This is a genomic window from Psychroserpens citreus (genome assembly GCF_055686305.1).
The window spans coordinates 32501-58364 of the sequence record NZ_CM145999.1; the positions used below are offsets into that span (position 1 = coordinate 32501).

Sequence of the window (25864 nt, forward strand, 5' to 3'; positions counted from 1 at the left end):
CTTGCGAACGTACTCCCCAGGTGGGTTACTTATCACTTTCGCTTAGCCACTCAGACCGAAGTCCGAACAGCTAGTAACCATCGTTTACGGCGTGGACTACCAGGGTATCTAATCCTGTTCGCTCCCCACGCTTTCGTCCATCAGTGTCAGTACATTATTAGTAATCTGCCTTCGCAATTGGTATTCTATGTAATATCTATGCATTTCACCGCTACACTACATATTCTAACTACTTCATAATGACTCAAGATAACCAGTATCAAAGGCAATTCTACAGTTGAGCTGCAGACTTTCACCTCTGACTTAATTATCCACCTACGGACCCTTTAAACCCAATGATTCCGGATAACGCTTGGATCCTCCGTATTACCGCGGCTGCTGGCACGGAGTTAGCCGATCCTTATTCTTACAGTACCGTCAGAACTCTACACGTAGAGTGGTTTCTTCCTGTATAAAAGCAGTTTACAACCCATAGGGCAGTCTTCCTGCACGCGGCATGGCTGGATCAGAGTTGCCTCCATTGTCCAATATTCCTCACTGCTGCCTCCCGTAGGAGTCTGGTCCGTGTCTCAGTACCAGTGTGGGGGATCCCCCTCTCAGGGCCCCTATCTATCGTTGCCATGGTATGCCGTTACCACACCATCTAGCTAATAGAACGCATACTCATCTTTTACCGCCGAAACTTTAATATAATAATGATGCCATTAATATATACTATGGAGTATTAATCTTCATTTCTAAAGGCTATCCTCCTGTAAAAGGTAGATTGTATACGCGTTACGCACCCGTGCGCCACTCGTCATCAAAAGAGCAAGCTCTCTTATGTTACCGTTCGACTTGCATGTGTTAGGCCTGCCGCTAGCGTTCATCCTGAGCCAGGATCAAACTCTTCATCGTTAAATTTTTAAGTGTTTCCACTATATTATTAACAACTAATCGAAATTGTTTAATTTCAGTACTCAAAATGGTCTATTCTTTGTCTGTGAAATATCGTTTCCAATATCTCACTTACGCTGTCAATTCAATATGTTAATGAACTTGTTTCTTTTCTTCTCTTAAAACTTTTATGCCTTAAGCGGGTGCAAATATAAAACCCTTTTTTTATTCCCACAATACTATTCGATCTTTTTTTTGAATTATTTTTATAACCCCTTTTTTTATACCAAATATTGTCTCAGAACTTAACCAACTTATCTCGTTAGCGGGTGCAAATATACAACCACTATTTTCTTCAATCCAAAACTTTTGCAATCTTTTTTTAATTTATTTTTTAAACAACACTCAAAACGCTTCATATCAGACTATTAAGCTATCTATAAAATTAAAAATTACATTCAAAATTTTAAATTATCATTATTAAGTAATTATGTAATACATATATATTGTATGTGAGAATTTAAGATACTATCTTTGCCTCCTTAAATACTAGATCATTATTTATGATAGATATTACTTTACCAGACGGTACCATTAAAACATTTGAAGAAGGAACAACACCAATGGAGGTTGCAAAGAGCATTAGTGAAGGTTTTGCCAGAAATGTAATTTCTGCAAATTTCAATAATGAAACCATAGAAACTTCTACTCCATTAAATACTAATGGTTCACTAGTATTATATACATGGAAAAATGATGAAGGAAAAAAAGCCTTTTGGCATTCAACATCTCATGTATTAGCACAAGCACTTGAAGAGTTATACCCAGGCATAAAACTATCAATTGGCCCAGCCATAGAAAACGGCTTCTATTATGATGTAGACTTTGGAGAATACGCTATGTCTGAAAAAGACTTCAAGACAATCGAAAATAAGATGATTGAAATTGCAAGAGAAAAGCATGACTTCAAAATGCGTTCTGCAACAAAAGAAGAAGCGTTATCATTATATAAGTCTCAAAATAATGAATACAAGGTTGAGCTTATAGAAAATCTGGAAGATGGTACAATTACATTTTGTGATCATTCTACATTTACAGACTTATGTCGTGGAGGACATATTCCAAATACAGGACTTATTAAAGCTGTTAAGTTACTATCAGTAGCTGGAGCATATTGGAGAGGAGACGAAAATAACAAACAACTCACTAGAGTATATGGTATCTCGTTTCCGAAGCAAAAAGAGTTAACTGAATATTTACATTTATTAGAAGAAGCAAAAAAGCGTGACCATAGAAAGTTAGGAAAAGAGCTTGAATTATTCACTTTTTCTAAAAAAGTTGGACAAGGGCTTCCTTTATGGCTTCCAAAAGGAGCTGCGCTAAGAGAGCGTCTTGAAAATTTCTTGAAAAGTGCCCAAAAGAAAGCTGGATATGAAATGGTAGTCACTCCTCATATTGGCCAGAAAGAATTATATGTCACTTCAGGTCATTTTGCAAAATATGGAGAAGACAGTTTTCAACCAATTAATACGCCAGCAGACGGAGAAGAATTCTTATTAAAACCAATGAATTGTCCGCATCATTGTGAAATTTACAATACAAGACCTTTTTCATATAAAGAATTACCAAAGCGATATGCCGAATTCGGTACAGTTTATAGATATGAGCAAAGTGGTGAATTACACGGCTTAACAAGAGTACGTGGATTTACTCAAGATGATGCCCATATATTTTGTACACCAGATCAATTAGATACAGAATTTAAAGAAGTAATTGATTTAGTGCTATATGTATTTGGCTCACTTGGCTTTGAAAACTTTAAAGCTCAAGTTTCACTCAGAGATCCTGAAAACCCAGATAAGTATATAGGTAGCGATGACAATTGGAAAAAAGCTGAAGCTGCCATTTTAAATGCTGCGATTGATAAAGGTTTGGATTATGTAGTCGAAACAGGTGAGGCAGCATTTTATGGCCCTAAATTAGATTTTATGGTAAAAGATGCCTTGGGTAGAAATTGGCAACTTGGAACTATACAAGTAGATTACAATCTACCAGAGCGTTTTGATTTAACTTACAAAGGCAGCGATAATGAGTTACACAGACCAGTTATGATTCATCGTGCACCTTTTGGAAGTATGGAGCGGTTCATAGCTATTTTACTAGAACATACGGGTGGTAACTTCCCTTTATGGCTCATGCCTGACCAGGTTATTGTACTATCATTAAGTGAGAAATATGAAAAATACGCTGAAAAAGTTTTAAATTTGCTAGAAAATCACGAAATTCGCGCCCTCGCTGATAATAGAAATGAGACGATAGGTAAGAAAATCCGTGAAGCGGAAATGAATAAAATACCTTTCATGATTATTATAGGTGAGAATGAAGAGAAAGACAACAAAATTTCTGTTCGTAAACATGGAGGTGAAGATTTAGGCATGATTAGTGTAGATGAATTTTCAAAAATTATTGAAATAGAAATCAATAAGACATTAAAAACATTTAAATAAGTTTAATTAAAATAGATAAGCCATAGCAATACGTAGAAGACACAACTCGAGACGAGTAGTAAAAGAAGATCAACACAACATTAACTCTAAAATTAGAGCTGAGAAGGTAAGACTTGTTGGCGATAATGTAGAAGTAGGGATTTATTCAACCAGAGAAGCCTTATCCATCGCAGATGATCAAGGGTTAGATCTTGTTGAAATCTCCCCAAAGGCTGATCCTCCTGTGTGTAAAGTGATGGATTACAAGAAGTTTCTTTATGAACAAAAGAAACGTGAAAAAGCTCTAAAAGCAAAAGCATCGAAAGTGACAATTAAAGAGATTCGTTTTGGTCCTCAAACTGATGACCATGATTACGAATTTAAAAAGAAGCACGCTGAGAAGTTTTTAAAAGATGGAGCAAAATTGAAAGCCTTTGTGTTTTTCAAAGGACGTTCGATTATATTTAAAGAACAAGGTCAAATTTTATTATTGAGGTTAGCTCAAGATCTTGAAGAATTAGGTAAAGTTGAACAAATGCCTCGATTAGAAGGTAAGCGTATGACTATGTTTATTGCGCCTAAAAAACCAAAATAGTAAATGGTAACTGAGGAGTTCAGTATCCAATTAAAGATAATAAGCGAAACGTAAATACAAATAGGAAAATGCCTAAAATGAAAACCAAATCAAGTGCTAAGAAACGTTTTAAACTAACTGGCACTGGTAAGATTAAAAGAAAGCATGCTTTTAAGAGTCATATCCTGACAAAAAAATCTAAAAAGCGTAAGCTTAAATTAACTCATGACGGTTTAGTACATAAATCAGACGAGGACAATATTAAAACGTTATTACGTTTAAAGTAATAACATTTTAATCGGTTAAAACAAATTATAAACCCTGGAGTTAGGCAAAAGTATTTAGCAAGTGTCAAACATTGACCGCCTACTACAAAAAACAATTTAAACATGCCAAGATCAGTAAATTCAGTAGCGAAGAGAGCCAGAAGAAAAAAGGTTCTTAAGCAAGCAAAAGGTTACTTTGGAAGACGTAAAAATGTCTGGACAGTAGCAAAAAATGCGGTTGATAAAGCGATGCAATATTCGTATAGAGACCGTAGAAACAAAAAAAGAACATTCCGTTCATTATGGATTATGCGTATAAACGCAGGAGCCAGACAACATGGAATGAGCTATTCTAAGTTTATGGGAAAACTTAAAGCTAACAACATCGAATTGAACCGTAAGGTTCTTGCAGATTTAGCGATGAATAACCCAGAAGCTTTTGAAGCAATAGTAAACAAAGTTAAGTAAGGCATTTGCCGAAATAATAATAACAATTCGCTTATAAAACCGATTCAAAATTGAATCGGTTTTTTTTATTGTTTTACTTAAAAAAAAGTTCATTTCATTGACTGTAATTAACACAAAAACTTCCATTTTTTAAGTAACTTACGTGTCAATTAAAACTAATCAAATGAAACACATACGACTCATCACAATCCTAACGGTATTTATTACGTGCAACGTTTTTGGTCAAGACAAAGAAAAAGAAAATGCTTGGAATGTTGCTAACCCCGAAGGCAATTGGGACTTTAAAGAATTAAAACTTTCAACTAATGAAGGTACTTGGATGAACCTTGATGTAAGCCCAAATGGCAAAACTATAGTGTTTGATCTCCTAGGGGATATTTACAGTATTGATATTAATGGTGGTCAAGCAAAAATTTTAAGAGAAGGCTTACCTTTTGAAATTCAACCTCGTTTTAGTCCAGACGGAAAACATATCTCATTTACTAGTGATGCTGGAGGCGGTGACAATATTTGGATTATGAATACAGATGGTTCAAATGCTAAACAAGTTACCAAAGAAAGTTTCAGGTTATTAAATAATGCTATTTGGACACCAGACAGTAATTTCCTCATTGCAAGAAAACATTTTACTTCTGGTCGATCTCTTGGAGCTGGTGAACTATGGATGTATCATAAATCTGGAGGTAGTGGTGTTCAACTTACAAAAAAGAAAAATGATCAACAAGATGTAAATGAGCCTTCACTATCCTCAGATGGAAAGTATTTGTATTATAGTGAAGACATGTATCCAGGAGGCTTTTTTCAGTATAATAAAGATCCTAATAAGCAAATCTATGTGATTAATCGTTATGATATGGAGACTGGGAAAACCGAAAGAATTACTGGAGGGCCAGGTGGTGCTGCTCGTCCACAAATTTCTAAAGACGGTAAAAAACTTGCTTTTATTAAGCGTGTAAGAACAAAATCGGTTCTCTACATTCACGACATAACTACTGGAGAAGAATGGCCAGTTTACGATCAATTAAACAAAGATCAACAAGAAGCTTGGGCTATTTTTGGAGTGTATACCAACTTTAATTGGATGCCTAATAATGAAGATATTATTATATGGTCTGGAGGAAAAATAAATAGAATTAATATTAACTCACTTAAAATAACTGAAATACCTTTCCAAGTAGATACTACTATTAAAATTGCAAAAGCTATTGAATTTGACACACCAGTATCACCAGACACATTTGATGCTAAAGTTATCCGTCATGCAGTGACTTCACCTGACGGAAAAACAATTGTATTTAATGCTCTAGGCTATTTATACACTCAAAAACTACCCAACGGAAAAGCTAGACGCTTAACGAATGGAACCGATTTTGAATTTGAGCCTAGCTTTTCACCAGATGGTAATACCATTACTTACGTCACATGGAATGATGAACATTTAGGCGCTATTTATTCTGTTTCTACAGCTGGTGGAACTGGCACAAAATTATCTTCGGAAAAAGGAATTTACAGAAACCCAGCTTATGATCATAATGGGACACAAATTGTTTATCGCAAAGAAGGTGGTAATAACGACCAAGGTCGAACATTTACAAAAAAGACAGGGCTTTACGTGATGGATGCTAATGGATCGAATGTTAAACAAGTGAGTAAAGAAGGTGATTTTCCTATGTTTAGTAAGGATAATAAACGCATCATTTATCAAAAAGGTGGACAATTTTTTGGAGCTTTAACTAAAGAATTAAAGAGTGTAGATTTAAATGGTTTTGACGAGCGCATCCATGTAAAATCTAAACATGGAAATATACTAGTTCCAAGTCCAGATGGTAATTGGATTGCTTTTGTTCATCTTCATAAAGTTTATATGGCTCCAATGCCTAAAGCTGGAAAAACTTTAGATTTAACAGACAAAAGTAAATATGTTCCAATCACTAAACTTTCAAAAGATGCTGGAATTAATTTGCATTGGTCCAACGACAGTAAAACCATTCATTGGACACTTGGAAATCAATACTTTTCGGCAGCTGTTTCTGAAGATATGTCACTTGTTGAGAAAGGCATTAAAATTAACTTAGAGGTGGAAACTGACAAACCTCGAGGTAAAATTGCTTTAAAAGGTGCTAGAATTATTACAATGGAAGGCGATCAAATTATTGAGAATGGTACAATCGTCATTAATAACAATATCATTGAAGCTATTGGAAACTCATCGGATATTTCAATTCCTTCTGACGCAAAAGTCTATGATGTTACTGGAAAAACAATTATGCCAGGGATAGTTGATGCTCATGCTCATATTGGTGGTTTTCGTTACGGCTTAACGACTCAAAAACATTGGCAATTTTATGCAAACTTGGCATATGGTGTAACAACTGCGCATGATCCTTCAGCTCATTCTGAAACAGTTTTTGCACTTTCAGAATTACAAAAAAACGGAACGCTCGTTGGACCACGTCTCTACTCTACTGGGTTTATTCTTTATGGAGCCGATGGAGATTTTAAAGCGGTCATCAATAACCTTGAAGACGCTCGCTCTTCAATAAGACGAACTAAAGCATTTGGTGCTTTATCGGTAAAAAGCTATAATCAACCACGACGAGAGCAAAGACAGCAAGTATTACAGGCAGCTCGTGAGGAAGGCATATTTGTAGTGCCTGAAGGTGGATCTACTTTCTACCACAATATCACTATGGTTATGGATGGTCATACTGGTGTCGAGCACAATATCCCAGTAGCTCCAGTTTATAAAGATGTTTTAGAACTCTGGGGAAATAGTAATGTGGGTTATACACCAACGCTTATTGTTAATTATGGTGGAATGAATGGAGAATACTACTGGTATCAAAACACCAATGTTTGGGAAAATGAAAAACTATTAAAGTATACACCTAGAGCAATTATAGACTCTCGCTCAAGACATCGTACAATGGTCCCAGATGAAGAATACGATAACGGACACATTCTAGTTTCTAAAACTTGTAAAGCGCTGAGCGATTCAGGAGTTAAAGTGAATCTTGGAGCTCATGGCCAATTACAAGGATTAGGAGCCCATTGGGAATTATGGTTATTGCAGCAAGGAGGAATGTCTAATCATGATGCTTTAAAAGCTGCAACCATAAATGGTGCAAATTATATTGGAGCTGGAAATGATATTGGATCTTTAAAGAAAGGAAAACTAGCAGACCTCATTGTTATGGATAAAAACCCTTTAGAAGATATTAGGCATTCTGAAAGCATTATTTATACTATGATTAATGGTCGTTTGTATGACACTGAAACCATGAATGAAATTGGAAATAATCCAAAAGAGCGTTCTAAATTTTATTGGGAGAATTCAAAATATAACGAAGCCTTTCCTTGGCATGAAGCATCGCAAAGTTTCACAAGAACTAGTTGTGGGTGTCATGTAGGATCTCACTAATATTAAAAGCCGATTCAAAATTGAATCGGCTTTTTTATGCTTTACGTATTGAAGAAATATTTATGATTTCTTGTTTTCCTTTGAGTTGTATTTGACCTAATGCTACAGATCTATAAATAGATTCTAAATTTAATTGCTCTAAAAGTTGATTTGAAATTAATAAATTTTCGTTATAAGTGTTACATTCACTTTGGATTCTAGAGGTTGTATTAATCACATCACCGTGATAGGCTATTTCTTTTTTTATGGTACCAACTTCAGCCACCATAATATCACCACCATGCAGACCTGCTTTAAAAAAGGGTTCAATGTCATAATGCCTTTGATAAAAGTCTGAACGCTTCTCAAGTTCTTCTTTAAAAGCGAAATACAAATGTACGCACCTGTTCTTTTTAACACCTTTGTTATAGTTCCAACTAATTACAGCCTCATCACCTACATATTGATAGATTTCTGCGTCGTACTTTACTAACACTTTATTTAAATCAGAAAAGCAATCTTGAATACATTGGCTATAGGTTCTATGACCTAGCTTCTCAGCAATTGAAGTAGAATCTTTTAAATCTAGAAACATCAAAATTCGTTTTTCTTCTTTTGGTTTTCTATACGTCCCAACGAGCGTTTTTAAAAAGACACCAGATCCTAACTTATCATTTGCTATTTTAATAAAAGAATAGACCAAGGTCATCAATAAAAAATAAATTGTACATAGCCAAAATAGCGCATTTGTTCTCCACCATCCAATATCATTATTCAGGTCGATATCCATACGAGCTTCTGCTAAAAACGTTATATAACTTAGAGAGATTATCATAAGTAATATGTAGATAATCGTTTTAAGAAAAATTATAAAAATTAAATTGAGTTTTTGTGAAATATATCTTTCAAACACGAATTCTATAATAGCATAAAAAACACCAATTATAACTCCTAATATCACTCCAAAATCTAACCATTCAGTAAAAGGAACTATGTTTTTTGGATTGACATACTTTAGTCCTTCTTCCTCTCCATAAGCATAAAACCTAACAAGAATAAATAACGTTGCGGCAGAAATCCAAAACGTGACGGTAAGCGTCAGAAGTTTAATAAACTTTATAAAATTGAATGTCAAATTCGATATGTTTTAGTAGTATCTCTTATTTTTTAGAAATCTCGTCAACAGCAAACTTAAATTCTTTCCAGCTAACCAATCCATCACCATCCTTATCATAACCTTCAATTAGCTTATTAGACACTATGCCTCTAATAAATCCGCTAATTTCAGCCTGTTTCAAGAGTGCAGAAATTTCTTCTTTTTTGAGTTTGCCATCTCCTCCTTTATCAAAAAAATTAAAAGCATCTTCTGGAGTATTAAAATGATTTGTTATAACGATTTGTATTTCTTGAGAATTTTCTTTTTGCCATGATATTATAAATTTATAATACTAAATGTAACTAAAAAAAGCCATTTAAAATTTAAATGGCCTTAATGGGTTATTACAATTGTAGTAATTTAATTATTACTTTGATTATTTGAAACCTCACAATCATCAAGATCATCAATTACGCCTTGGATTGTACCATTAGGATCACCACATGCTTCAATTTGTTGCTCTAAAGTAATCTTATACGCATTACATAATGCTTCATAATCGTTCTCATCACCATTATTAAGACTTGCTAAAGCCATCAATGTGTTTTGGGTTGCCTCAGAACAGGTTAGACCATCATCATCTCCTCCTCCATCATCGTCACTACTGTTACAAGATGTAAATACCAATGCAACACAACACAATGCAATCATAAATTTTTTCATAATACTATTTTAAGTTAATTGGATAAATATACAGTTTTATAGCAAAAACTTATTATGTTTTTTGTTTCTTCTTTTTTGCAGCTGGAAACAGCACATTATTAAGAATTAAACGATAACCTGGTGAAGTAGGATGCAAATCAAGTTCAGTTTTTGGATCACCAACTTTATGCGTATAATCTTCAGGGTCATGACCTCCATAAAAAGTAAAAAAACCTTTTCCTTTAATACCATGAATATATTTAGCTTCACCATTGGTTTTGTTTTCTCCCATTACTAACACATTCGATTTGATTTCTTCTCGGGTAAAGGAGGTTGTCTGCCCCATAAAACCTTTAACTAAAGCGGTATGATTTTGGCATAACATGGATGGAATTGGATCCCATTTAGCAGAAAAGTCCATAAGTGTAAAATAATCTGTAGTCATAGGGATTCTACGTTTTCTGGTCATATCAATAGAAGAAAACTCATATACATTTGGGCTTCGTTCTAGCAAAAAATCTTTGAAAGCAAAAGTTTTACTATAATCAATTTTATTTTGATAGCCAGCGTCACTTCCATCACCATCAAACATTGGTTCACAAATATCCACCCCATCGGCAGAAAGAGCAATATCAAAACTATCGGTGGCACTGCACATGGCAAACATAAAGCCACCACCAATAACATATTCTCTTATTTTCTTGGCAACTCCTAGTTTTTCTTCGGAAACTTTAGAATATCCCAAACGAGCTGCCAATTCTTCGGCTTCCTTCTTTTCTTGAATATACCAGGATGCAGATCTATAAGCTCTGTAAAACTTTCCATATTGTCCGGTAAAATCCTCATGGTGCAAATGCAACCAGTCGTATAATAATAATGCATCATTGAGTACTTCATCATCATAGACAGTTTCATACGGAATTTCTGCATAGGTTAATACCATAGTTACGGCATCATCCCAGGGTTGCAGTCCTTTTGGAGTGTATACTGCAATTTTTGGGGCTTTTTCGAGGACTACAGCTTCCATATTTTGCGATGGACTAGCAATCATTTCAAGAATTTCTTCTGCTTTAGAATTTGAAATCACTTCAAAACTTACACCTCTAATTTGGCACTCTCTTTGAATCTCTTCAGAGTCTGGCAACAAAAAGGATCCGCCTTTATAATTGAGTAACCATTTTACTTTAAGTTGTTTCTCTAGAGTCCAATAAGTAACTCCATAGGCTTTCAAGTGATTATTTTGACTTTCTGAATCCATAGGAATCAATATATACGAAGCATAAGCTTGTACAGTCATAAAACATAAAACGATTAACACAATTGCCTTTTTCATAAGTCACTTTTCAATTTTACCATTGAAATATACTCAAAAATTATTCCTAAGCTCATCGCTTTAATATAGTTTTATACATTTTTTAGTTGAAATGCACTAAAATCTGAAAAACCGTCTTATTTCTTTAAAGGTGTAATACTGCGTTCTGGACCAGACAACAATGAAGCAATGACTTTAGTAGATGGAAACTGCTCCAAAATAATTTTGATAAAAACAGTTATTGGTATTGCCATAATTAACCCAGGAATTCCCCAAATAAAGCCCCAAAGCATCAGCATTATCAAAACTGTAATCACATTTATAGAGAAGGACTTACCCATAAAAATAGGTTCGAGAATCGCTCCAAAGAGGACTTGAACACCAGTAATAGCTAAAATAAAGAAGAACAATGTACTTGTTGGGTCTAGCTCTACAAAAGCAAAAATAGAAAGCAGTATCACTGAGATAAAAGATCCCACCATTTGTACAAAATTGATTAAAAAGGCGAATAAGCCCCAAAATATTGGAAAACTCACATCAAAAAATACACAGGCAAGCCCAGTAAAAATTCCTGTTAATAAACTCACTAAAAACTTAACCTTTATAAAAGTGATTAGGTCTTTCTCTATTTTCATAAACGCCTTGATAGATGTATGCTTACGTTTCAAAATAGTATTATTTAATACCTTATGCATATTGATAGACTCAGATAACCAGAGAATCGTAAAAAAGGTAATCATCAAGATATTGGTCAAAAATTTTCTAACAAAATCGAAGGTTGATCCTATAGTTTCTTTTTGAAAAAATTGCGCCAAAAAGTTCCCCTCTGGATTGTATTCCATTCCAACTTTATCCTGCATATACAACATCAAATCATTAATCTTTACTTCAGCTTTACCAAAAAAACCTGTCTCGTTAGATAGTATTTGCTTGCTAGATAATTGCACGAGTTCAACACCAATAAATACACCTATTCCAATAAGTGCTACTACTATCATAATACTTATCAACCTTGGGACATTACGTCTACTTAACCAACGCATCAAAGGCAAAAACAACAATGCAATAAACATTGAAGATATTAATGGAATAAAAATAAACGACAAGATTTTAAGCAAATAAAATACAAGCGGCACAACAATAAATAGCAGTAGGATATTAGTAGTACGTCTTTGTTCTAACATGAGGCAAAATTCTTTTTCTTAGCTTAATTAACAAAGTTAGGGTAAAAAAGTCGTTATACACTCCTAAAAAATCTTAAAATGGCACATCATTTTCGTCTTCTTCAGGGGCACCAAATGCATCTGTAGCTGATGGGAAATTGTCTGGTTTAAAGGTATCGTCATTAGCAGCAGCATTCATTTTAGAATGAAACTCGCCAAATGGAGTATCGAAATCATCTAAGTTGTCAAACTTACCAAGGTGACCAATAAACTTCAATCGTATGTTTTCTAGTCCACCATTTCTATGCTTAGCCACAATAAACTCCCCTTGTCCTTCAGTAGGAGAGCGTTCATCATCATCCCATTCATCAATTTTATAGTATTCTGGTCTATAGATAAAACTTACAATATCGGCATCCTGTTCAATGGCTCCAGATTCACGTAAATCAGATAATAGCGGACGTTTACTTCCACCACGAGTTTCTACCGCTCTAGATAATTGAGACAAAGCAATCACTGGGACATTTAATTCTTTGGCAAGGGCTTTAAGGTTTCTGGAAATCATAGAAATCTCTTGTTCACGATTACCTCCTTTCTGGCTTCCACCAGCAGTCATTAATTGTAGATAATCTATCATAATCATTTTAATTCCATATTGAGAAGCCAAACGTCTTGCTTTTGCTCTCAAATCGAAAATAGATAATGATGGCGTATCATCAATAAACAATGGTGCTTTTTCGAGTGTTTTCACCTTAACATTTAACTGTTCCCATTCGTGCTTTTCTAATTTTCCAGTTCTTAACTTTTCCGAAGAGAGTCCAGTTTCCGAAGAAATTAAACGCGTAATCAATTGTACAGATGACATCTCTAGAGAGAAAAACGCTACTGGAATATTGCTATCAACTGCAATGTTTCTGGCCATGGTTAAGGTTAAAGCTGTTTTACCCATACCTGGACGCGCAGCGACAATAATTAAATCACTAGGCTGCCATCCTGATGTAAGTTTATCTAATTTGGTAAATCCAGTTGGGATACCACTTAGTCCTTCTTTATTAGAAATCTCTTCAATCTTTTTCTTAGCCTGAATCACCAAACTCTGAGCCGTTTCAGTAGATTTTTTAACATTGCCTTGAGTCACTTCGTAAAGTTTGGCCTCGGCATTGTCTAACAAATCAAATACATCTTTAGTTTCATCGTAAGCTTCTTCAATAATTTCGTTGGAAATTTTAATCAAACTACGTTGTATATATTTTTGAAGAATGATACGTGCATGAAATTCGATATGTGCCGAAGAAGAGACACGTTGTGTGAGTGAAATTAGATAAAAATCACCACCTATGACATCTAGCTTAGCATCCTTTTTAAGCTGACTAGAAACGGTTAATAAATCCACAGGTTCACTATTTTCAAATAATTTGAAAATAGCTTCAAAGATGTGTTTATGAGCTTCCTTATAAAAAGCTTCAGCACTTAAGATATCGATGACTTCATCCACACCTTTTTTATCAATCATCATCGCCCCAAGCACAACTTCCTCTAAATCAATTGCTTGAGGAGGTATTTTTCCTTTCTCTAAACTGATTATTGTGCTTTTATCGACTTGATAGCCTTTTATTTGATTGGGTTGCTTCATAAATGCGAATGTAAATAAATTGTTAGCTAAAATTGAATTTTTAAAATTTTCAATCTTAACAAGTCATCAACATTTTAACTGTTAATAACTTGATTATATTGTTAATAGCGCTAAAAAAAACCGAAACTCTAAGTTTCAGTTTTTTTAATCCGTTATTCTATAAGGATTAACCTTTAAAAACTCCCATTGCCAAGTATTTATCCATACGTTGGTTCACTAAATCTTTTGGTGATAAGTTTTTAAGTTCCTCATAATTATTTTCAATAGCAGTCTGTACAGCTAAAAATGTAGCTTGTCTATCAGAATGTGCTCCTCCTAATGGTTCTTTAATAATTGTATCAACCAATTTAAGCTTTTTCATATCAGGAGCTGTCAATTTTAAGGCTTCAGCCGCTATTTCTTTATACTCCCAACTTCGCCAAAGAATTGACGAGCAAGATTCCGGAGAAATCACGGAGTACCACGTATTTTCTAACATAAGTACTTTATCACCAACACCTATACCTAAAGCTCCTCCTGAAGCACCTTCTCCAATAATTACTGTAATTATTGGTACTTTAAGACGAGTCATTTCTAAAATATTTCTAGCAATAGCTTCTCCTTGTCCACGTTCTTCAGCTTCTAAGCCTGGGTAAGCTCCAGGTGTGTCTATAAACGTGACTACAGGGATTCCAAATTTTTCGGCAGATTTCATTAATCGCAATGCCTTTCTATATCCTTCAGGGTTAGACATTCCAAAATTTCTATACTGGCGTGTTTTTGTATTAAATCCTTTTTGCTGACCGATAAACATGTAGGTTTGATCACCTATTTTTCCTAAACCACCAATCATGGCTTTATCATCCTTTACATTTCGGTCTCCGTGCAATTCTAAAAATGAATCTCCACAAAGGGCTTTTATATGATCTAATGTATAAGGTCTATCAGGATGTCTTGATAATTGAACACGTTGCCAAGCCGTTAGATTTTTATAAATCTCTTTTTTAGTTTCTAGCAACTTTTTTTCAATCTTTTTACAAGTTTGAGTTACATCAACATCGCTTTCCTCTCCTATTAATTGACATTTAGCAAGTTGATCTTGAAGTTCTTTTATGGGTAGTTCAAAATCTAAATATTCCATTGAAATTTTGATTTAATTCTTAATTAGTTAGTTATTAGTTAGTGCAAATATAAAAACTTTAATTGGGTTTGCTTGCTATGCCTTTACGCTTTTTAAAGCTCTTTCTATTTTTAAGTATACCATTAGCTAAAACTGTTGCTATTAATAAAATTGCACCATAATAAAATTGAATGCTCATAGTTTCTTTTTCAGGAAAAAACAAAAACGCCAATGCAATCCCATACAAAGGTTCTAAGTTATAAGTAAGTACTACAGTGTAAGGGCTAAGATAACGCATCACCTGCACAGCACCAATAAAAGCATAAGCAGTGCATACAGAGGCTAGAATAGTAATGTAAATCCAATCTTCACTAGATAAAACAAAGAACTCAAGAGAAAAACCATTTTGAAATACCAATATAAATATGGTTAAAAACACAACACCACTAACAAACTCATAAAAAGAAATAACTGTAGCGCGATGCTCTTCTATAAATCGTCCATTAATAACCGCAAATAGAGAAGAAAAAAAAGCTGAAGATATTCCAAGAATGATCCCATTAATATATTTGATTTCACTCTCCATAATAAGAGATACGCCTATAATGACAATAATTCCAAATAGTATTTCATACCATATAATTTTACGCTTATAAATTAAAGGCTCTATCAATGACGCAAAAAATGCTCCAGTTGAAAACATAGCTAAAGCAATTGATACATTGGCTTGATTAATCGACTCAAAGAAGGTTACCCAATGTAATGCGATTATGATTCCAGCTCCAAAAAATTTCAGTTTAGTCTTGTTTGAAACCCTAATTTTTAATTTGATTATTTTAATATAGAACAACATTAAAATACCTGCTATAAACATGCGATACCAAACTAAAGCTGTAGATCCAATAGAAATTAATTCCCCCAAAATTGCCGTAAAACCTGCAATAAAAACTAAGATGTGTAAATGGAGGTAATTTTTTAGTTTAGCGTTTGGCATTATATAACAGATAAGCTGCTAAGATACCAAAAACGATATTAGGAAACCATACGGCAAACAAAGGGTTAAAGCTAGATTGTTCAGCCATAACACCAAAAACTTTATCAAAAAAGACGTAAATCATGGCAATAGTAATCCCAAAGGCAAGATTTACACCCATACCGCCTCGACGTTTAATTGAGGACACTGCTACTGCAATAATAGTCAGAATAAACACAGATACAGGTAGGCTCCATTTTTTATATTTTACAACTAAATAACGTCCAATATTAGAAGAGCCTCTCCTTTTTTCTTTTTCAATAAATTTAATAAGATCACCATACTGGAGTGTTTCTGCAATGTACTCTTCTGGGGTGAGATCTTCAGCTTCGAAGGGTAAAATAGTATCTTTTCGTCTGGAAGTTTCAATAATATCTTCATGAGCGCCAAACGTACGCTTAGTATAATTAATTAATCGATATGAAGAATCATTATCTTTAATAGAATTGGCTGTAATCTTATATTTCAAGACATTTCCTTCGAAATGTTCTAGACTAAAATTTCGACCAGTCTTAGTACTTGGCGTAAAATTACTCACATAGATATAATCATTATCATTTATCTGCCTATAGATATTTGAAGTTTGAATAACTTTAGACCTATTCTTTAAATATTTATACTTGAATTCATTAAACCCTTTACTAGCTTGAGGCGCAAGATATAAGCCCATGATAATTGCGAAAGAAGCAATAATCGTTGCCCCAATCATATATGGTCTTAAGAATCTCCAAAAGGACACTCCCGAACTTAAAAAAGCTACAATTTCAGTATTATTAGCAAGTTTGGATGTAAACCAGATTACGGAAAGGAATAAAAATATAGGAAATAATAAATGTGCAAAATAAATTGTAAAGTCTAAATAATACTTTGCAACAGCTCCAAAAGGCACTTCTTTTTCTAGTATTTTACCAATCTTCTCTGCGAGATTTACTGTAATCCCAATAGGGATGAACAACAGTAACATCATTAAAAATGTAAACAGATAACGTTTTAATATGTACCAATCTAGTATTTTCAAATTATAAGCGCTTATCCATTTGTTTAACCATTTTATCTTTCCAAGCTCTGAAATCTCCTGCTAATATATGCTTTCTGGCTTCTCTCACCAACCACAAGTAAAACCCGAGATTATGAATTGTAGCAATTTGTTTACCTAGTAATTCATTCACAGTAAATAAATGTCTAAGGTAGGCTTTACTATATTCGGTATCAACAAATGTTATTCCCATTTCGTCAATTGGAGAAAAATCATCTGCCCATTTTAAATTTTTAATATTAATAGTACCATGAGCTGTAAAAAGCATTCCATTTCTTGCATTACGAGTAGGCATCACACAATCAAACATATCTACGCCTAGTGCAATATTCTCTAAAATATTAATTGGTGTCCCAACCCCCATGAGATAGCGAGGTTTGTCCCACGGAAGAATCTCACAAACAACATCGGTCATAGCATACATTTCTTCTGCAGGTTCACCTACAGACAAACCACCAATAGCATTACCTTGAGCTCCTGCATTAGCAATGTATTCTGCAGATTGTTGACGCAGATCTTTGTATGTACTCCCTTGAACTATCGGAAAAAAAGTTTGCTCATAATCATATGTAAAAGGTGTCTTGTTTAAATGTGTTAAGCAACGTTCCAACCAACGATGCGTCATATGCATAGATCGCTTAGCATAATTATAATCACAAGGGTATGGTGTACATTCATCAAAAGCCATTATAATATCTGCTCCTATACTTCTTTGAATTTCCATGACATTCTCTGGTGTAAACACATGGTAACTACCATCAATATGTGATTTAAATTTTACACCTTCTTCTTTAATCTTTCTGTTGGCAGATAAAGAATATACCTGATAACCACCTGAATCTGTTAGAATGTTTCTATCCCAATTCATGAACTTATGCAAACCTCCAGCCTTTTCTAAAATTGGAGTTTGAGGTCTTAAATATAAATGATACGTATTCCCTAAAATTATATCAGGATTAATATCATCTTTAAGTTCCCGTTGATGCACTCCTTTAACAGAAGCTACAGTACCTACAGGCATAAATATAGGTGTCTCAATCGTACCATGATCTGTCGTAATAAGTCCAGCTCTGGCTTTACTTTGAGAATCACTTGCTTTTAAATCAAAATTCATTAAATACTCTTAGTTGTATTGTAAAATAGGGTTAGTAAATAAGGAAAAACCAAAAAATTGGCAACAATAAAAACTATAGCTATATACAATATTTTATTATTCGCTTTTCTTCTTTTGTGAAGAACTGAAAGAACCACAGGAATCAATAAAAAAAGTAAGAATACAAGACTCATTTTTATGACTCCGCTCATCAAATTTGGTTCCATATTTTGTTTTACAGCTACATATTCTCCAATAGCATAAAATTCTTCATAATTCAGAATTTCATTAATATTAGAAATCGAATTAATGAGAAGATATATACCAACTAGAATAGCTAATAATCCAAATATATTCTTCTTAAGAAAGCTCATCAGTTGGCAAAGATAATTATATAGACGTATTATGGTCTTAAACATTTAATAAATTTATCCTTTCAAAACCATAAAATAGGAGTTCATTTTTTTTAATACCATTTAAATTGTTAGCAAGTGGTTAAAATCGTTAATAAGTGAGAGGTTTCTATTTTTGATTAGCATCATGAAAACTTTATTTTTGGTGCTGAAAATATTCAGACTTTTTATATGCCAAACACACAACAATTACAAGACTTAACAACTCAAGTTCGTAGAGATATTTTACGAATGGTACACAAAGTAAACTCTGGTCATCCTGGAGGCTCATTAGGCTGCGCCGAATTTTTTGTTGCGCTCTATCAAGACATTATGGACAGAAAAGATTCCTTTGATATGGATGGAATTGATGAGGATTTATTTTTCTTATCCAATGGTCATATTTCACCTGTATTCTACAGCGTACTAGCAAGATCAGGATATTTTCCAGTAGATGAACTTAACACTTTTAGACTTATTGATTCTAGACTTCAAGGTCATCCAACAACTCATGAAGGATTACCAGGTGTAAGAGTTGCTTCTGGCTCTTTGGGTCAAGGTTTTAGTGTCGCATTAGGTGCTGCTGAAACAAAAAAACTTAATAATGATTCTCATCTCGTATATAGTTTACATGGCGATGGTGAATTGCAGGAAGGTCAAAACTGGGAAGGAATTATGTACGCTGCTGCAAATAATGTAGACAATATTATCTCTACTATCGATTTAAATGGTCAGCAAATTGATGGGTCAACAGATGATGTTTTGCCAATGGGAAGTATTAGAGCAAAATTTGAAGCCTTTGGTTGGATTGTTGTAGATATTGAAAATGGAAACGACATAGATGCTATTTTAGAAGGTATGACTAACGCAAAATCATTAACTGGTAATGGAAAACCTGTTTGTGTTTTACTGAAAACGGTTATGGGTAATGGCGTTGACTTTATGATGCATACACACGCATGGCATGGTAAAGCACCAAATGATGAACAACTAGCTATTGGATTAGCTCAAAATGCTGAAACCCTAGGAGACTACTAACTATCAATCTTAAAAGACATCATGAAAACATATACAAATACAGGTAATAAAGATACGCGCTCTGGTTTTGGAGCTGGGTTAACAGAATTAGGAAAAACAAACGAAAATGTTGTGGCACTTTGTGCCGATTTAATTGGTTCACTAAAAATGGATGACTTTAAGGCCAATCATCCAGAACGTTTTTTTCAAGTAGGAATTGCAGAAGCCAATATGATTGGATTGGCTGCTGGGATGACTATTGGTGGTAAAATTCCATTTACAGGAACCTTTGCTAACTTTTCAACTGGTCGTGTTTATGATCAAATTAGACAAAGTGTAGCCTATTCTGATAAAAATGTAAAAATCTGTGCCTCTCATGCAGGGTTAACCCTTGGAGAAGATGGTGCTACTCACCAGATTTTAGAAGATATCGGATTAATGAAAATGTTGCCAGGAATGACTGTTATTAATACTTGTGATTTTAATCAAACCAAAGCAGCAACTATAGCTATTGCAGAGCATCATGGACCAGTATATTTACGTTTCGGAAGACCAAAGGTTGCAAACTTCACCCCAGAAGACCAAACATTTGAAATAGGTAAAGCTGTACAATTAACAGAAGGAAATGATGTCACTATTGTTGCGACAGGTCATTTAGTTTGGGAAGCTCTTGAAGCTGCAAAAACATTACATGATAAAGGAATTTCTGCAGAAGTCATCAACATTCATACAATTAAACCACTAGATGACAAAGCAATATTAGATTCTGTATCGAAAACGGGTTGTATTGTTACAGCTGAAGAACATAATTACCTAGGTGGCTTAGGAGAAAGTGTTGCTAGAGTATTAGCGAAACACAATCCAACACCTCAAGAGTTTGTTGCAACTAATGATACATTTGGTGAGTCTGGAACACCTGCCCAACTTATGGAAAAATACGGTTTAAACGCAAATGCTATTATAAAAGCTACTGAAACTGTAATCAAAAGAAAATAATTACATCATATTTAATTTTAAGGTGCTTTACAGTACTAATTGGAGATTTTATATATTGAGTATAATACTGAATTGAAAGAAATAATTTTCGTTTGGCAACGTTTTTGATACTATACATCAAAATCACAAAAAGCGAATATTATGAGAAATTTGGTTATTAGCACGTTTTTATTAACGTTATTTTGTTTTAGTGCTCAAGCACAAAAAGGAAGTTCATTTGGAATTAAAGGTGGACTAAACTACAATGCCAATGGCGATTATTTTGAATCTATTGGAGACAATGCTCAAAACCCAGACCGAAATGTCGGCTATCACATTGGTCTTTTTGGAAAAATAGGTAACGATCTCTATTTTAGACCAGAATTAATGTACACAAGTACAAAGAGTGATTACAATAGTGATGATTTTAATATGAAAAAAATTGACGCTCCACTATTGGTAGGAATTAAAGTTATTGGTCCATTGAGTGTTTTTGCTGGACCTTCATTACAATATATCTTAGATACCGAGTTTGACGGTATTGATATTGATAATATTGAGAATGACTTTTCAGTAGGTTTAAATTTCGGAATTGGATTTAATCTCAATAAAATAGGTGTCGATTTAAGATACGAAAGAGGTTTTACCGATAACGAAGCTACTTTTATTGGAAATAATTTGGGGGAGAGTACTTTAAGTAGGCTTGACACAAGACCAGATCAATTGATCTTAAGCTTATCAATAGCACTTTAAATAAAATAAAAGAGTATAAATAAAAAAGACGCTTAAATAAGCGTCTTTTTTATTGTTTTATAACTACTGGTTTAACTATTATCCTGATTTGATTCTGTTGAGTCTTCATCTAAATAATTAGGAATCCCATCACCATCAGAATCATCGTTAGAAGGATCGCCATCTTCATCTAAATCTTCAAAAATAGAGAACACACCATCTCCATCATCATCAGCATCAAAATAGTTAGGGATCTCATCACCATCGGTATCATCATCATCTATATTTTGGTTTCCATTTAAATCTTCTAAATGCGACAATACACCGTCACCATCATGATCATTTTCCTGAGATCTATACAATTCAAATTTGAATATTAAATTCGAATACACAGGAATACCAAAAGGAGGGTTAGCAAAATAAGCTAAACCAGAAGGTAAAAACATCACTCCTATTCCATAATCGTTATATTCGACTGTTCCATCAGGGTTAATTTCAAAAGATGAGGCTGTTTTAAATTTAGGAATAACATTTCTCCAACCTTCAATCAAGTTTACCATATCAAATGGTGCATTAGGGTTAATTGCACTATCAAACACCTCTTCATCTAGCAAATTTCCGGAGTATACCAATTCTACTAAATCTGTAAAATTTGGATTCACATCACCACCTTCATTGATTTGAAGTACATAGTATTCGTATTCAACATCAAAATACGTTCTTGTATATGTAGTTACAGCATCAATCAATAATGTATTATCATCAGGATTAGGTAAATCCAAATAATTTCCTTCTGCATCCTGAGGTAACTCAGTAATTACAATATCGTCAATTGTATAATCTACTCCAGATGTACTTAAAGCCGCAGAATTATAATAGTGTGTTTCTAAATATCCAATTAGAGAATCTCTGTCTACAACTTGTTGCTCTGTTCTATCTCTATCTGGCACAGGAATAAACGTAGGATCGTCAGGCTTACACGCTGTAAAGGCAATCACTAAAACCAATAAACCAACTAGGCTGTTTTTTAAATTCATAGTCTAAAATTTTCTTTAATTCAAATCAAAATTTGAATCGTTCAATATTGCTTATTTTTATGGCGCAAGATACAATAATATAATACTTTTGTGCAATACTATTAACGTCAATTTCACAGTTTTAATATGCGAATAGATAAATACCTTTGGTGCATAAGATATTGCAAAACAAGAAGCATTGCTACGAATGCATGCAAAAAAGGGCATGTCAAAATTAATGGTCAGGTTGTAAAACCCAGCAGAGAGGTCTATCCTACAGATAAAATTGAGTTTAGAAAAGATCAAATCAATTATCAAATTATCGTTAATGATTTACCCGAAAGTAGATTAGGTGCTAAGCTTGTAGATATTTATAGAACTGACGTTACGCCTAAAGAAGCTTTTGAGGCTAAAGAATTATTAAAGTATTCTAAAGATTATTATAGAAAAAAAGGCTCAGGAAGGCCAACGAAAAAAGACCGTAGAGATATTGACGATTTTTATGATGAGCCTGAAGACAATAACTAATTTTTTGATATTAATTACAAAAACTCTTTTTTATCTTTGAATAAACAAACACCCTTATGAGTATTACAAAACATGCGATTCTTAATCATCAAGAAATACAGCACAAAATTAGACGTATAGCATATCAAATTTATGAAAGCAATGTTTATGAAGAAGATATTATTTTGGCTGGAATTGAATCTAATGGATATATACTTGCAAAGAAACTCAAGCAAAACCTTGAGAAGATTTCAGATTTAAAACCTGTACTCTGCAAAGTAACTATTGATAAGAAAAATCCGTTATCAGAAATACAAACATCTCTAAGCAAAGAAGAGTATAGCAACAAATCTATAGTATTAATTGATGATGTACTCAACTCTGGAAGTACTTTAATTTATGGTGTTAAACATTTCTTAGACGTGCCGTTAAAACAGTTTAAAACAGCTGTATTGGTAAATCGAAATCATAAGAAATTTCCAGTAAAAGCAGATTTTAAGGGTATATCCTTATCGACATCCTTAAATGAACATGTAGAAATCATACTTTCAGGAAAACAATTTGAGGCCTATTTAAAATAAATGAAGTAAAATAGCTTCGACAATTTCAGAAACCGTTTGATTATCTGTTTTAATACTTATTAGAGATTGTTCATAAAAAGGCGCACGCTCAAAAATATGTTTTCCAATAAATTCACTTAGCATATCCTTTGTTTCTACATGTGCAATTAATGGTCGTTTAGATTTTTCATCAAAGAGTCGGTTAACTAATGTAGAAATCGTTGCTTTAAGATATATACTCTTGGATTGCTCGGCTGATGTAATGGTCTCCATATTCAAACCATAGCAAGGTGTACCTCCTCCAAGAGACACGACAGTTTCAGATAAACTTGTAAGATCTTTAAGATACTTACTTTCTGCTTTTCTAAAATAGATTTCACCTTTAGTTTCAAAAATGGAGGTGATACTCATACCTTCCTTATCTTGAATATAATCATCAAAATCAATATAATTATAGTGTAGAATGTCTGCTAATTGCTTTCCAATTACAGATTTTCCCGACCCCATATACCCAACTAAAAATAATGTCATTTCACTGTTATAAATTGATAATTAAAAACATAAGATATTTAATTACAAAAAAACAAAAAATTATCTAATAATACGTTTGGATTATTAATTAAACGTTTTATATTTGCACCCTCGTTAGAGAAACTTATTGACCAGTTAGCTCAGTTGGTAGAGCATCTCCCTTTTAAGGAGAGGGTCCTGGGTTCGAGCCCCAGACTGGTCACAAAAAATTTAGTTAAGCATTCGCTTAACTTTTTTTTTATCTTTACTAAAGAATGCGCACGTGGCGGAATTGGTAGACGCGCCAGCTTGAGGGGTTGGTGGACATTAGTCCGTGGAAGTTCGAGTCTTCTCGTGCGCACAAAATTTATTTTTCTTGACTAGACTTTCATATTATTAATTTGTGGATCAATTTATAAACTACATAAATCAATACGTTAATCTCTCTAAAGACGCAGAAGAAGAAATTATTAATTTAGCTTTAATTGAAGAAGTTCCTAAAGGTCATATCTTACTGAAAGAAGGTAAAACTTGTGAACGTATGTACTTCATAGTAAATGGAACTCTTAGAACGTATCACTATTTAAACGGAAAAGATATAACCTATTGGATATATCCTGAAAATACAATGATCACTTCTTGGCACAGCTATATTTTAAGAAAACCATCCTCTGAATATATTGAAACTACAGAAGATTCTACTTTAGTTTCATTAACTTATAATCAATGGCAAGAATTGTATTTAAAACATGTTAAATTAGAACGTTTCGGTAGACTTATTTTAGAAGAACAAATATCTCTTATAGATGATTTTTTTAAAGGCTATTATTTTCTATCAGCTAGTGAGAAATACGAACGCCTTATTAATGCTTATCCTAGTATTTTACAAAGAGCAAACCTTGGTCATATAGCCTCTATGTTGGGAGTGTCTCAAGAAACATTAAGTAGGATTAGGGGAAAATAAAAAGGAATCCATAAAAATTATAAATTCCTTCTATCTATATATAGTATTACTTAGAATACTCTAACAATATTAAAACCAAAAAATACATCTTCAAACCACTTGCCTTCAGCGTTACTAATAAATCCAGGTTCATTTGTAGATTGCGCATTAGAAAATAATAACTGAAATACATGGCCCCCAGTTTCAATGTCTAAACCAAAAGTTAAAGGGTTATTATAAATTGAGTTTTTGTGTCTACTAAAGTTATATACATAATCAGCATTAATACTCATACGCTTACTTACTTTGATTCGTCCACCTAGCCCCAAAGCAATTTGATTATGCTTTTGAAAAGGTTCTAAAACAAGATTTTGACGAACAAATGTAGGCGCAATTTCAAAGGAAAATTTGTTACTAAAACGTCTTGATATTAATAGTTGAGTTGCGTAACTCATACGATCTCCAAACTCTAATAAAGGAAATTGCTCTTTACGTATATCTGTTCTTATATTGGCAGTAGCATAACCTGTAATATTAACAGGAAAATCTTTAGATTGTCCCTTTAGTTTTGCTTTAACATGAGCCGAGTACGTTTGTCTAATTGACTCTCTAGCTAAACCTACCTGAACACCTTCGTACACTCCATACACTAATTGTATTTTAGTATTAGCATTATCAAAACCAAAAAATGTAGTTAGACCATCTTTTAAAGTTCCAAATCTATGAGAGACATACATATATAAATCACCTTTTGCCGCAACTTTTGTAGATTGAAGATTTCCAATTTTCATAGCTTTAAAAGCTGGCTGCTCGTATACTTCTTCTTGAGTTTCTTCTTCCAATTCGTTTAATAAATCTTCTTGGGCATTAATTGTATTAAAACTAAGAAGCGCAACTATTATTAATGCAAAATATTTTTTCATTGTGTATTTATTATCTCTTCAAAACTCCACCTTAAAGAGTTTTTACTATAAT

Annotated in this window: 25 protein-coding genes, 2 tRNA genes and 1 rRNA gene (1 of these 28 only partly in view); 13 read left to right on the forward strand and 15 right to left on the reverse strand. The window is 33.5% G+C overall.

The annotated features are described in order from the left end of the window. Positions 1-897: ribosomal RNA gene (locus tag ACTU6T_RS00155) — 16S ribosomal RNA — on the reverse strand (it extends 629 nt beyond the left edge of the window). 542 nt (positions 898-1439) lie between these two features. On the opposite strand from ACTU6T_RS00155, the gene thrS reads away from it, so the two are divergent. The 5 genes from thrS (at position 1440) to ACTU6T_RS00180 (ending at position 8091) form a co-directional block, all read left to right on the forward strand. Beyond that, positions 1440-3383 carry a threonine--tRNA ligase gene (gene thrS, locus ACTU6T_RS00160; protein WP_460219243.1) on the forward strand — a complete coding sequence of 648 codons (1944 nt, stop codon included), beginning with the start codon at positions 1440-1442 and terminating at the stop codon, positions 3381-3383. A 22-nt stretch (positions 3384-3405) separates the two neighbouring features. Next, entirely contained in the window at positions 3406-3957 is a 552-nt protein-coding gene (gene infC, locus ACTU6T_RS00165; protein WP_460220729.1) for a translation initiation factor IF-3, read from the forward strand. 68 nt (positions 3958-4025) lie between these two features. Beyond that, positions 4026-4223, forward strand: a complete 198-nt coding sequence (rpmI, locus tag ACTU6T_RS00170) for a 50S ribosomal protein L35 (protein ID WP_143380915.1) — start codon at positions 4026-4028, stop codon at positions 4221-4223. 102 nt (positions 4224-4325) lie between these two features. Beyond that, entirely contained in the window at positions 4326-4670 is a 345-nt protein-coding gene (gene rplT, locus ACTU6T_RS00175; protein WP_204347045.1) for a 50S ribosomal protein L20, read from the forward strand. A 163-nt stretch (positions 4671-4833) separates the two neighbouring features. Next, the gene (locus ACTU6T_RS00180; protein WP_460219244.1) at positions 4834-8091 is read left to right on the forward strand and encodes an amidohydrolase family protein; all 3258 of its coding nucleotides are present in this window, start codon (positions 4834-4836) and stop codon (positions 8089-8091) included. 34 nt (positions 8092-8125) lie between these two features. On the opposite strand, the gene ACTU6T_RS00185 is transcribed toward ACTU6T_RS00180, so the two are convergent. The 11 genes from ACTU6T_RS00185 to ACTU6T_RS00235 all read right to left on the reverse strand — a co-directional run bounded on the left by ACTU6T_RS00185 (position 8126) and on the right by ACTU6T_RS00235 (position 18611). Then, positions 8126-9205, reverse strand: coding sequence for an adenylate/guanylate cyclase domain-containing protein (locus ACTU6T_RS00185; protein WP_460219245.1), 1080 nt, complete (start codon positions 9203-9205; stop codon positions 8126-8128). A 25-nt stretch (positions 9206-9230) separates the two neighbouring features. Further along, positions 9231-9506: an EF-hand domain-containing protein gene (locus tag ACTU6T_RS00190; protein WP_460220730.1), complete on the reverse strand. Its 276-nt coding sequence runs from the start codon at positions 9504-9506 to the stop codon at positions 9231-9233. A gap of 80 nt (positions 9507-9586) precedes the next feature. Then, positions 9587-9889 (reverse strand): hypothetical protein, encoded by a 303-nt coding sequence (locus tag ACTU6T_RS00195; protein WP_460219246.1) that lies wholly within the window; start codon positions 9887-9889, stop codon positions 9587-9589. A gap of 52 nt (positions 9890-9941) precedes the next feature. After that, complete coding sequence (locus ACTU6T_RS00200; protein WP_460220731.1) at positions 9942-11126, reverse strand: asparagine synthetase B; 1185 nt, start codon at positions 11124-11126, stop codon at positions 9942-9944. Positions 11127-11317: 191 nt separating this feature from the next. Then, complete coding sequence (locus ACTU6T_RS00205) at positions 11318-12364, reverse strand: AI-2E family transporter (RefSeq protein ID WP_460219247.1); 1047 nt, start codon at positions 12362-12364, stop codon at positions 11318-11320. Positions 12365-12437: 73 nt separating this feature from the next. After that, the gene (dnaB, locus tag ACTU6T_RS00210; protein ID WP_460219248.1) at positions 12438-13976 is read right to left on the reverse strand and encodes a replicative DNA helicase; all 1539 of its coding nucleotides are present in this window, start codon (positions 13974-13976) and stop codon (positions 12438-12440) included. A gap of 166 nt (positions 13977-14142) precedes the next feature. Continuing rightward, the gene (locus tag ACTU6T_RS00215) at positions 14143-15096 is read right to left on the reverse strand and encodes an acetyl-CoA carboxylase carboxyltransferase subunit alpha (protein WP_460219249.1); all 954 of its coding nucleotides are present in this window, start codon (positions 15094-15096) and stop codon (positions 14143-14145) included. Between the two features lie 58 nt (positions 15097-15154). Beyond that, on the reverse strand, positions 15155-16069 hold the full coding sequence (locus ACTU6T_RS00220) for a DMT family transporter (RefSeq protein WP_460219250.1): 915 nt from the start codon (positions 16067-16069) through the stop codon (positions 15155-15157). Next, on the reverse strand, positions 16056-17126 hold the full coding sequence (locus ACTU6T_RS00225; RefSeq protein ID WP_460219251.1) for an LptF/LptG family permease: 1071 nt from the start codon (positions 17124-17126) through the stop codon (positions 16056-16058). Before ACTU6T_RS00225 ends, ACTU6T_RS00220 begins: the two co-directional genes overlap by 14 nt. A gap of 1 nt (position 17127) precedes the next feature. Then, entirely contained in the window at positions 17128-18258 is a 1131-nt protein-coding gene (gene tgt / locus ACTU6T_RS00230; protein ID WP_460219252.1) for a tRNA guanosine(34) transglycosylase Tgt, read from the reverse strand. Beyond that, complete coding sequence (locus ACTU6T_RS00235) at positions 18258-18611, reverse strand: hypothetical protein (RefSeq protein ID WP_460219253.1); 354 nt, start codon at positions 18609-18611, stop codon at positions 18258-18260. Before ACTU6T_RS00235 ends, tgt begins: the two co-directional genes overlap by 1 nt. Positions 18612-18821: 210 nt before the next feature. Here ACTU6T_RS00235 and ACTU6T_RS00240 point away from each other — a divergent pair, with 210 nt between their 5' ends. The 3 genes from ACTU6T_RS00240 to ACTU6T_RS00250 all read left to right on the forward strand — a co-directional run bounded on the left by ACTU6T_RS00240 (position 18822) and on the right by ACTU6T_RS00250 (position 21374). Continuing rightward, positions 18822-19667, forward strand: coding sequence for a transketolase (locus tag ACTU6T_RS00240; protein ID WP_460219254.1), 846 nt, complete (start codon positions 18822-18824; stop codon positions 19665-19667). Between the two features lie 21 nt (positions 19668-19688). Continuing rightward, complete coding sequence (locus tag ACTU6T_RS00245; protein WP_460219255.1) at positions 19689-20642, forward strand: transketolase family protein; 954 nt, start codon at positions 19689-19691, stop codon at positions 20640-20642. Between the two features lie 141 nt (positions 20643-20783). Beyond that, positions 20784-21374 carry an outer membrane beta-barrel protein gene (locus ACTU6T_RS00250; RefSeq protein ID WP_460219256.1) on the forward strand — a complete coding sequence of 197 codons (591 nt, stop codon included), beginning with the start codon at positions 20784-20786 and terminating at the stop codon, positions 21372-21374. A 71-nt stretch (positions 21375-21445) separates the two neighbouring features. Here ACTU6T_RS00250 and ACTU6T_RS00255 read toward each other — a convergent pair whose 3' ends face one another. Beyond that, the gene (locus tag ACTU6T_RS00255) at positions 21446-22390 is read right to left on the reverse strand and encodes an FKBP-type peptidyl-prolyl cis-trans isomerase (RefSeq protein WP_460219257.1); all 945 of its coding nucleotides are present in this window, start codon (positions 22388-22390) and stop codon (positions 21446-21448) included. Positions 22391-22516: 126 nt separating this feature from the next. On the opposite strand from ACTU6T_RS00255, the gene ACTU6T_RS00260 reads away from it, so the two are divergent. Together ACTU6T_RS00260 and ACTU6T_RS00265 are read left to right on the forward strand one after the other, a co-directional pair. After that, positions 22517-22897 carry an RNA-binding S4 domain-containing protein gene (locus tag ACTU6T_RS00260; RefSeq protein ID WP_460219258.1) on the forward strand — a complete coding sequence of 127 codons (381 nt, stop codon included), beginning with the start codon at positions 22517-22519 and terminating at the stop codon, positions 22895-22897. A gap of 56 nt (positions 22898-22953) precedes the next feature. Beyond that, the gene (locus ACTU6T_RS00265) at positions 22954-23457 is read left to right on the forward strand and encodes a phosphoribosyltransferase family protein (RefSeq protein ID WP_460219259.1); all 504 of its coding nucleotides are present in this window, start codon (positions 22954-22956) and stop codon (positions 23455-23457) included. Here the strand turns inward: ACTU6T_RS00265 and ACTU6T_RS00270 are convergent. Further along, positions 23449-23967 (reverse strand): shikimate kinase, encoded by a 519-nt coding sequence (locus ACTU6T_RS00270; RefSeq protein WP_460219260.1) that lies wholly within the window; start codon positions 23965-23967, stop codon positions 23449-23451. The genes ACTU6T_RS00265 and ACTU6T_RS00270 overlap by 9 nt on opposite strands. 129 nt (positions 23968-24096) lie before the next feature. On the opposite strand from ACTU6T_RS00270, the gene ACTU6T_RS00275 reads away from it, so the two are divergent. From ACTU6T_RS00275 to ACTU6T_RS00285, 3 genes are all read left to right on the forward strand, one after another. Then, a tRNA-Lys gene (locus ACTU6T_RS00275) sits at positions 24097-24169 on the forward strand. Positions 24170-24223: 54 nt separating this feature from the next. Beyond that, a tRNA-Leu gene (locus ACTU6T_RS00280) sits at positions 24224-24307 on the forward strand. 42 nt (positions 24308-24349) lie between these two features. Then, positions 24350-24910, forward strand: coding sequence for a Crp/Fnr family transcriptional regulator (locus tag ACTU6T_RS00285; protein WP_460219261.1), 561 nt, complete (start codon positions 24350-24352; stop codon positions 24908-24910). A gap of 50 nt (positions 24911-24960) precedes the next feature. Here the strand turns inward: ACTU6T_RS00285 and ACTU6T_RS00290 are convergent, their stop codons facing one another. Beyond that, positions 24961-25812 carry a DUF5777 family beta-barrel protein gene (locus ACTU6T_RS00290; protein WP_460219262.1) on the reverse strand — a complete coding sequence of 284 codons (852 nt, stop codon included), beginning with the start codon at positions 25810-25812 and terminating at the stop codon, positions 24961-24963. Positions 25813-25864: the final 52 nt, after the last annotated feature.

Coding starts and splice junctions, on each gene's coding strand:
- thrS (WP_460219243.1), top strand. CDS start 1,440: ATGATAGATATTACTTTACCAGACGGTACCATTAAAACATTTGAAGAA.
- rpmI (WP_143380915.1), top strand. CDS start 4,026: ATGCCTAAAATGAAAACCAAATCAAGTGCTAAGAAACGTTTTAAACTA.
- rplT (WP_204347045.1), top strand. CDS start 4,326: ATGCCAAGATCAGTAAATTCAGTAGCGAAGAGAGCCAGAAGAAAAAAG.
- ACTU6T_RS00180 (WP_460219244.1), top strand. CDS start 4,834: ATGAAACACATACGACTCATCACAATCCTAACGGTATTTATTACGTGC.
- ACTU6T_RS00195 (WP_460219246.1), bottom strand. CDS start 9,889: ATGAAAAAATTTATGATTGCATTGTGTTGTGTTGCATTGGTATTTACA.
- ACTU6T_RS00200 (WP_460220731.1), bottom strand. CDS start 11,126: ATGGATTCAGAAAGTCAAAATAATCACTTGAAAGCCTATGGAGTTACT.
- ACTU6T_RS00205 (WP_460219247.1), bottom strand. CDS start 12,364: ATGTTAGAACAAAGACGTACTACTAATATCCTACTGCTATTTATTGTT.
- dnaB (WP_460219248.1), bottom strand. CDS start 13,976: ATGAAGCAACCCAATCAAATAAAAGGCTATCAAGTCGATAAAAGCACA.
- ACTU6T_RS00215 (WP_460219249.1), bottom strand. CDS start 15,096: ATGGAATATTTAGATTTTGAACTACCCATAAAAGAACTTCAAGATCAA.
- ACTU6T_RS00220 (WP_460219250.1), bottom strand. CDS start 16,069: ATGCCAAACGCTAAACTAAAAAATTACCTCCATTTACACATCTTAGTT.
- tgt (WP_460219252.1), bottom strand. CDS start 18,258: ATGAATTTTGATTTAAAAGCAAGTGATTCTCAAAGTAAAGCCAGAGCT.
- ACTU6T_RS00235 (WP_460219253.1), bottom strand. CDS start 18,611: ATGAGCTTTCTTAAGAAGAATATATTTGGATTATTAGCTATTCTAGTT.
- ACTU6T_RS00240 (WP_460219254.1), top strand. CDS start 18,822: ATGCCAAACACACAACAATTACAAGACTTAACAACTCAAGTTCGTAGA.
- ACTU6T_RS00245 (WP_460219255.1), top strand. CDS start 19,689: ATGAAAACATATACAAATACAGGTAATAAAGATACGCGCTCTGGTTTT.
- ACTU6T_RS00250 (WP_460219256.1), top strand. CDS start 20,784: ATGAGAAATTTGGTTATTAGCACGTTTTTATTAACGTTATTTTGTTTT.
- ACTU6T_RS00255 (WP_460219257.1), bottom strand. CDS start 22,390: ATGAATTTAAAAAACAGCCTAGTTGGTTTATTGGTTTTAGTGATTGCC.
- ACTU6T_RS00260 (WP_460219258.1), top strand. CDS start 22,517: ATGCGAATAGATAAATACCTTTGGTGCATAAGATATTGCAAAACAAGA.
- ACTU6T_RS00265 (WP_460219259.1), top strand. CDS start 22,954: ATGAGTATTACAAAACATGCGATTCTTAATCATCAAGAAATACAGCAC.
- ACTU6T_RS00270 (WP_460219260.1), bottom strand. CDS start 23,967: ATGACATTATTTTTAGTTGGGTATATGGGGTCGGGAAAATCTGTAATT.
- ACTU6T_RS00290 (WP_460219262.1), bottom strand. CDS start 25,812: ATGAAAAAATATTTTGCATTAATAATAGTTGCGCTTCTTAGTTTTAAT.